The following is a 6135-nucleotide window of genomic DNA, read 5'->3' as shown; positions in this document are numbered from 1 at the left end:
CTTTTATTAGTATATGCAACATCACACTTACAGCAAGATATTTAACAAAGCGCATTAATGATTCTTATTGCGATAAACATTATAACCGAGCTCGCATATAAATATATGCGAGCACAACCCCTTCATTTTTTTAAAAAGCTCTCAAGTCAATGAATCAGCGCATTCAATAGTTGTGCTCTATTTAAGTTTTACTGATATACTCGTATCATATTTAAATTAATGAGCACAAAATGAGAAAACTAACCTTCAATTATCTTCGCGTGTCAACAAAAATTCAAAATACCGAACGCCAGCTTGATAATGTTCCTTGCGACAGACAATTTATAGACAAGGCATCCGGTAAAAATAGAGAGCGTCCAGCATTAGATGCAATGTTGAGTTTTGCGGATTCTGGTGACCATATTAACGTTCACTCAATAGATCGACTGGCAAGAAACTTGAAAGACCTAAGACAGCTTATTGATGAGATAACTAGTAAAGGCTGCACCATTCAATTTCACAAAGAAAATTTAACGTTCAGTGGTGAGGAAAGCCCTTTTCAAGATCTGATGTTGAACATGTTAGGGGCAGTTGCAGAGTTCGAGCGAGCCATCATCAACGAACGTCGATTAGAAGGCATAGCTAAAGCAAGAGATAAAGGCGTGCAATTTGGAAGGAAAGCAGACCTAGATCGTTATGACAAGATCAACGAGTTGTTGGCCACCGGCTTATCACTAAGAGCTGTGACCAAAGAGCTTGGTTGTGGTTTATCTACTGTTCAGAGGGCAAAAAAACATCACTACTGAACATAGACGTAGCAAACATCAACACCGATTTAAAAACGCTAAAATTTTTGATGGATGGTATTAAACACTTTAGCTCCGTGATACGACGCATTTATATCTCTACGTTCACACCTAGCTTTTATTTGTTTAGACATTCCTTTGTGTACTGGGCGCGGTTCAATCCAAACACCAGTAACCACCAGAACAGCAATCGAGTAATCTTTACTATATTGACGAGATTCGAAAACCGACATTGCCGATATTGTGCGTTTGGCCTGCTCTATAGTTGGAATAATATTTGTTCCAGTGATTAGTCGATAAGCCGCTATGGTTTTAAAACTGCAATTCTCGGAATATAAACTCATAAAATCACGCTTTAACATGCTTTTTGCTTCTTCTTTCGTAAGAATCGATTTTTTAAAGCGATTTAATTTACAAGCTTTTTGATTACTAACCTCTACTTTAGGCTTGGCTTGACTAATTTTCTTTTCAACCACCGGTAGAGGCTTAAATCCTAAAGCCTCGAGTTGGCGCTTAAACTCAGATTCGATTTTCAATTGTATAATAAACTTGTGTGGAATTATTGAGCTTAATATGCCATTACAATCATAAAAAAAAGTTAACGCATATCACACAAAACTACAAACACCGTTAATGAGCCTAGCATTGACACTGTATGAAAACACAGTATATTTATTACTCTTATTCTTTATGAATACCATGGAGTAAAGCGATGCGTGTTGAAATGATGGTCGATGAAAAGGTGCTTCCAAAACAAGGACGCACTAAAATTGCTGCAGAGATGGAAAAGCGCTTATTGCCGCTCTATCCTGAAATACGGATCCGTGTTCGAAAAGGGTCTAATAATCAATTAGATATCTACACTAAAATCAAAGACGATAAGAAAAAAATACATAAAATCGTAGAAAATATGTTTAATGAAGCCGATGAATGGCTGACATCTGATACGATATAAAGCGACTAAAAACACTAGGTGAATACGGACATTAGCCTGGTGTCTTTACTGTCATTGATACGCAATCACCCATAATCAAACAATACAACATAATGTCTATTGCATTTTGACAAAATGTTTATTTAAAAAGCAACCAAAGTACTTAGACGCTCATAGAACTAAGCTTCCTTGCTGCGCCTAGTGAAATTTTTCTAAATATTCGCGACAGCTTGAACAAACGCCTTGATGCTTTTCTCTATCCACTTTTAGCCACGAACATGCCTGGTTGTTTTCAAAACAAGCACGGCTATCACTACACCCGCAGCCAATACAAATACTCTCTTTAGGAAATGGGCGAATACGATTAATTAAAACGGTCATGGTTCTTTTTCTCTTGTCACTTAGTCAATGGTACAAGTTCACTACGAAACTGTGGCTCGACTTGAATAAGCTTACCCTGCCCTTTGAAAAAGAGGTTCATATATCGGAAGTCAAAATAGTGCTCAACTGCCGGACTCCAAAACGCTGCATCATCGGGCGCTTCAGCTTTGATTTGGTCAATATCCATAAGACTCATTCACAACAACTCCTATTTAGCATCAAAATCGGCAATCGACAGGGTATTGTGAATATCAGGATCTGGGTATTTGGAACGATTGACATGTAATGGGTCAGCTCCAATAAAGATGTCTTCTGGTGCTTCTGGCCACTCTTCTCTGATCGAGGAAAAATCCCCCTCATTCCAACAACGCAGAAACGCCAATCCCTCATCTGTTTCTAGTGCAAATTGAATTGCTGCAACCGCTGCATCTGTCATTAATTTTTCCTTCTGGTCACTCTAACTATTATCAATGAAGAACTCGATTCGAAAGTAACTGCAACATTTCAATCGGCACTTCTATACGAACTAATTCATTTTCCGCATGAGCTTCGTCAAGAATTTGTTCACAAAACCGAACGGAATCAACCGGTTCAATCAAAGCCGTAGGTAGCCCCACTCCCGCTTTGTCTTTTAAGAACCGGCTAGGAAAGATACCAAGAACGGTAAAGTGGCCATGGTAACCATTCTCTTCGGCTTCTGGCCAAATAACATCATCACCTGGTTGCATTATTCGTTACCTTCTTCTGACTTAACCTCTTTCATACGCTCTCGATGCACACACAATCTATCAATGATGCAATAAGCAGCAACACCAATCACAATAACGACAAACACGTCCATCAACCACCTCCATTATCCATGTTAGTTTTCCGTTGGTAATCCATACCGACAAGACGTACAAACCAGCCATACGCATCTGTTTTATGTTGACCGAGCTCATCATTTTGGATAGTCACGGAAAAATTCCCATCCAGCTCCCTCTCAGAAACCTCAATGACGTCATGCTCAACATCCAAGTTATCTCTATATACACCCACGGTAGGTCGCTCTATCTCCATAAATGGGACCTTTTTAGCGTCTTCCAAAATTTTTAAAGCCCCAAAGAGCCCTATTTCAAAATCAGCATCACGGCGACGTCGAGTAACCGGACTCACAGGTCGATAAACGCCGTTTTTGTTTTTGCGTTTACGAACTTTGTTTTTTGGCATGATGATATTCCTCTTGTAGCATTAGACGGCAGATTAACGCAAACCAAAATGACGAACGGCATAAGCCGTTGACATCATCATTTCACCATCCTCTATGGCTTGCATTTCTTTTGCATACTCCAACGCATCACGACGTCGTTTCAGCGCACGTAATTGCTCGACATTGGCTTCCTGGTGTTTGACCTTGGGTCTGAGAGCCATCACACCGTCAACCGCTTTATGAATTTCGTGATCTTGCATCATCTACGCAGCCTCCTGATCATCATCGAGCGTATAGAGAGACATGTGATTTAAGGCGCCCCACTCCATATCACTCAGTGTGGCGTTCCAAAAAGATTTGGTGATCACCTGATAACGACCAAAGTCATGCTGACGCACCTCATCAACAATCAGGCGATGGCCATTGACCAAAGAAACATAGACGCCTAACACTGGAGGGGTCAACGCAAATTCATGATAAACAAAATCTTCTGTTTTCCCCTTAACAGAGCAAGGGGATTTGCGTTAACGCGCACGCTTAAATGCTTTCTTTTCTTGGCGCTGTTGCCGGTTCATATAGCCTCCTGATTTTGCGCCTATATTGGTCATTATTTTACCATATCACAGAGTAATAATTAACCATTTTGTACTGAAAAAACAATAGGATAATTAAATATCTCACTATCAAATAACACCATATAACACGAATCCGATTAATGGAGGAGCAGTGCGACGACATAAAGAATGAGCAACGCGAAAATAGCGCGTATCGAACGGTCGTAAACGATAAACGCACCACCGATATCATGGCCTAGATTTTGCCTTTCCCCTTGCTAGGATGCGCGAGTGCAGCGAGTAAGATAGTGCGATAAAACCGATGCGGTCTCACTGCTTATCGCTTTGCTGTTTAAGGTGCGTACTATTGGGGCCCGTTTCCATCGATTAGTGATCTATTTAGTGAGTGCATAGTGTCACGATGGAAATGGGAGGTACTTTATATTGAAACAAACAAATCGGGGTGTTTCCGATCTCTTTTGATCTCTTTTATTTCTATTAATAGCTCTAATAAGAACAAGGGCATATAGCCGTTATCTTTAACCGTATCATTTAACCCCCTAGTTGGTTGTGTATTGTGATAAATAGGTTAAATGAGAGACTGACCCTGTGGATAACTGAGCTAAGTTGGGCATTTTTGACCTCTCGCGAGATATCGATGGAAGAAGAAAACCGATGAATCTTCATTGAAATTTATAAATTGAACATTTTTTAAGCGATAATTTACTGCAGATGTGCGAAATCGACCTCAGCGAAGAGGCATATCAAAAAGAGGATCTAATAGGAGTAATTTGGCGTGACTTCGCCACAAATTGGACCAGATGACCTGATCAAATCATTCAAGAACTGAGCTTCAAGGCGCTCACGGATTTTAGTTGCTAATTGAGAGAACGTTAACCACTTAAAGACAAAACCAGACCGCTTAGAAGCCTTAATCGCATCGCGAATCCATCTTGCAACATTGGGATAAAACGTCACTTTGAAGTCGTTAAAAAATTTCTCTGTAAATTGCTTGTAAGAAGCCGAGCTGCGCACAATACGTTGAATAGCTTGTGCTTCATTTTTCACTTCAATCGCAGCTTTGACATGGGTAGAGTAAATATAACCAGAAGACGTCAGACGTGCGAATGCCGCATACCAGGTGTCTTCATCAATCAAGCAACCAAAACGCAGCATATACTCTCGCATTAATTGATAATGCGAAATGGGGGTCACCCCCTCGCCTTTGATTAAAAGACCAATACGCCCACCTTCAAACTCGGTCGAGGTCAGTAATATGCATAGCACACGACTCATGATAAGCCGGCTATCTTTGCGATTCATCGCGGCACAAGTCATTAATGCTGGAAGTATGGCTGTCGAATGGGCAAATTGCTTACATAATGTTAATACGGACTTGTAATAAACCGGCAATATGTTCATTTTTACTCGATCTTTTGCATCTACAAAAAGTCGATTTGCGGTATAACCGGGTAAGCCGTCGATCTCTTTATTCTCAATCGCCTGATGCAAACGAACCGACAATTTTTTGAGTTCCTGCCACCTTTTTTGCTTGTGGTTCATCGAGGCTTCCGCAGAGTCTGGCTTTGGTAATTGAAACTTCACGGTGGTGATCAATTCACTCTCTTCTGGCTCAATGTTTTCTTCCATCATATCCATAGCGTCATCCATCGTATCTATAAACTGAGACACAAAGGATTCGCTACAATACTTCTTATGGCGATCATTGCTCTTACGAGATCTGACTGATTTTAACCGTTTTTTCATGCTGCTAAATTCCGTTTGGTCTACGATGCACGCTTAATCACTGGCGCAAATTCCGCGCGCTCAAGCCCTTCCAGAACCTCAAACGGTACTGGCCCAAATTCTTCCATCGCTTTTTGTGCTTTCGCGGTGTTTTGCAACATATCACTGCGAGTCAAACCCGAATGTTTGTGTACCAACACCTGGTGCAGCACACTCTCCATTTTTCGGATGGTTTCAAAACGACGTTTTTCAAACTCAGAGCGCGTTATCTGCGCTTTAAACTGCGCATCTGAAATACGCACCATGTACACATCGAAACTCTCAAGCAGTGCGATCATGCGCCAGCCAAAGCGACTAGAAATACGAAGGGTTTTAACGTGTGGGCGATTGCTCAAACATTCTGAGAATGAAAGGCGAGCAGTCATCATTGACGGTAACGTCGAAAGTTGTTCATTAAAGAAGGTAAACGCTTCATTCATGACACGCTCAAGCTCAAGTAACGCGAAATCTGCATACGGATCATCATAACGAGCCGCATGTTCAAGT

General features: G+C 40.9%; 11 protein-coding genes. 2 read left to right on the top strand and 9 right to left on the bottom strand.

Annotated features, from left to right (window positions below; all coding sequences use genetic code 11):
• The first annotated feature begins 230 nt into the window (after positions 1 to 230).
• Positions 231 to 785, top strand: a complete 555-nt coding sequence (locus RH85_RS11550; protein WP_006712421.1) for a recombinase family protein — start codon at positions 231 to 233, stop codon at positions 783 to 785.
• Positions 786 to 823: 38 nt separating this feature from the next.
• Here the strand turns inward: RH85_RS11550 and RH85_RS11545 are convergent, their stop codons facing one another.
• Positions 824 to 1321, bottom strand: coding sequence for a hypothetical protein (locus RH85_RS11545; RefSeq protein ID WP_138956471.1), 498 nt, complete (start codon positions 1319 to 1321; stop codon positions 824 to 826).
• Between the two features lie 176 nt (positions 1322 to 1497).
• Between RH85_RS11545 and RH85_RS11540 the strand changes: the two genes are divergently transcribed.
• On the top strand, positions 1498 to 1740 hold the full coding sequence (locus RH85_RS11540; protein ID WP_006712419.1) for a DinI-like family protein: 243 nt from the start codon (positions 1498 to 1500) through the stop codon (positions 1738 to 1740).
• A 376-nt stretch (positions 1741 to 2116) separates the two neighbouring features.
• On the opposite strand, the gene RH85_RS11535 is transcribed toward RH85_RS11540, so the two are convergent.
• From RH85_RS11535 to RH85_RS11500, 8 genes are all read right to left on the bottom strand, one after another.
• Positions 2117 to 2296 (bottom strand): hypothetical protein, encoded by a 180-nt coding sequence (locus tag RH85_RS11535; protein WP_006712418.1) that lies wholly within the window; start codon positions 2294 to 2296, stop codon positions 2117 to 2119.
• Positions 2297 to 2308: 12 nt separating this feature from the next.
• Positions 2309 to 2536: a hypothetical protein gene (locus RH85_RS11530; protein WP_006712417.1), complete on the bottom strand. Its 228-nt coding sequence runs from the start codon at positions 2534 to 2536 to the stop codon at positions 2309 to 2311.
• A gap of 31 nt (positions 2537 to 2567) precedes the next feature.
• Entirely contained in the window at positions 2568 to 2828 is a 261-nt protein-coding gene (locus RH85_RS11525; RefSeq protein ID WP_006712416.1) for a hypothetical protein, read from the bottom strand.
• A 112-nt stretch (positions 2829 to 2940) separates the two neighbouring features.
• The gene (locus RH85_RS11520) at positions 2941 to 3309 is read right to left on the bottom strand and encodes a hypothetical protein (RefSeq protein ID WP_006712414.1); all 369 of its coding nucleotides are present in this window, start codon (positions 3307 to 3309) and stop codon (positions 2941 to 2943) included.
• 33 nt (positions 3310 to 3342) lie between these two features.
• Complete coding sequence (locus RH85_RS11515; protein WP_006712413.1) at positions 3343 to 3552, bottom strand: hypothetical protein; 210 nt, start codon at positions 3550 to 3552, stop codon at positions 3343 to 3345.
• Positions 3553 to 3753: a hypothetical protein gene (locus RH85_RS11510; protein WP_039948981.1), complete on the bottom strand. Its 201-nt coding sequence runs from the start codon at positions 3751 to 3753 to the stop codon at positions 3553 to 3555.
• Between the two features lie 867 nt (positions 3754 to 4620).
• Positions 4621 to 5535, bottom strand: coding sequence for a hypothetical protein (locus RH85_RS11505; protein ID WP_138956470.1), 915 nt, complete (start codon positions 5533 to 5535; stop codon positions 4621 to 4623).
• A gap of 95 nt (positions 5536 to 5630) precedes the next feature.
• A partial coding sequence (locus RH85_RS11500; protein WP_006712410.1) for a PFL_4669 family integrating conjugative element protein occupies positions 5631 to 6135 on the bottom strand: 505 nt, incomplete at its 5' end.

It is taken from the genome of Vibrio ichthyoenteri ATCC 700023 (genome assembly GCF_000222605.1).
In the GTDB taxonomy this organism is placed as follows: Bacteria; Pseudomonadota; Gammaproteobacteria; order Enterobacterales; family Vibrionaceae; genus Vibrio; species Vibrio ichthyoenteri.
Note: the sequence above shows the minus strand (reverse complement) of the source record. Positions and strands in the feature narration are given on the sequence as shown.

What these genes read in the sequence shown, in the direction of transcription:
- RH85_RS11520 (WP_006712414.1), bottom strand. Translation starts at nt 3,309, where the DNA reads ATGCCAAAAAACAAAGTTCGTAAACGCAAAAACAAAAACGGCGTTTAT.
- RH85_RS11530 (WP_006712417.1), bottom strand. Translation starts at nt 2,536, where the DNA reads ATGACAGATGCAGCGGTTGCAGCAATTCAATTTGCACTAGAAACAGAT.
- RH85_RS11525 (WP_006712416.1), bottom strand. Translation starts at nt 2,828, where the DNA reads ATGCAACCAGGTGATGATGTTATTTGGCCAGAAGCCGAAGAGAATGGT.
- RH85_RS11515 (WP_006712413.1), bottom strand. Translation starts at nt 3,552, where the DNA reads ATGATGCAAGATCACGAAATTCATAAAGCGGTTGACGGTGTGATGGCT.
- RH85_RS11535 (WP_006712418.1), bottom strand. Translation starts at nt 2,296, where the DNA reads ATGAGTCTTATGGATATTGACCAAATCAAAGCTGAAGCGCCCGATGAT.
- RH85_RS11540 (WP_006712419.1), top strand. Translation starts at nt 1,498, where the DNA reads ATGCGTGTTGAAATGATGGTCGATGAAAAGGTGCTTCCAAAACAAGGA.
- RH85_RS11550 (WP_006712421.1), top strand. Translation starts at nt 231, where the DNA reads ATGAGAAAACTAACCTTCAATTATCTTCGCGTGTCAACAAAAATTCAA.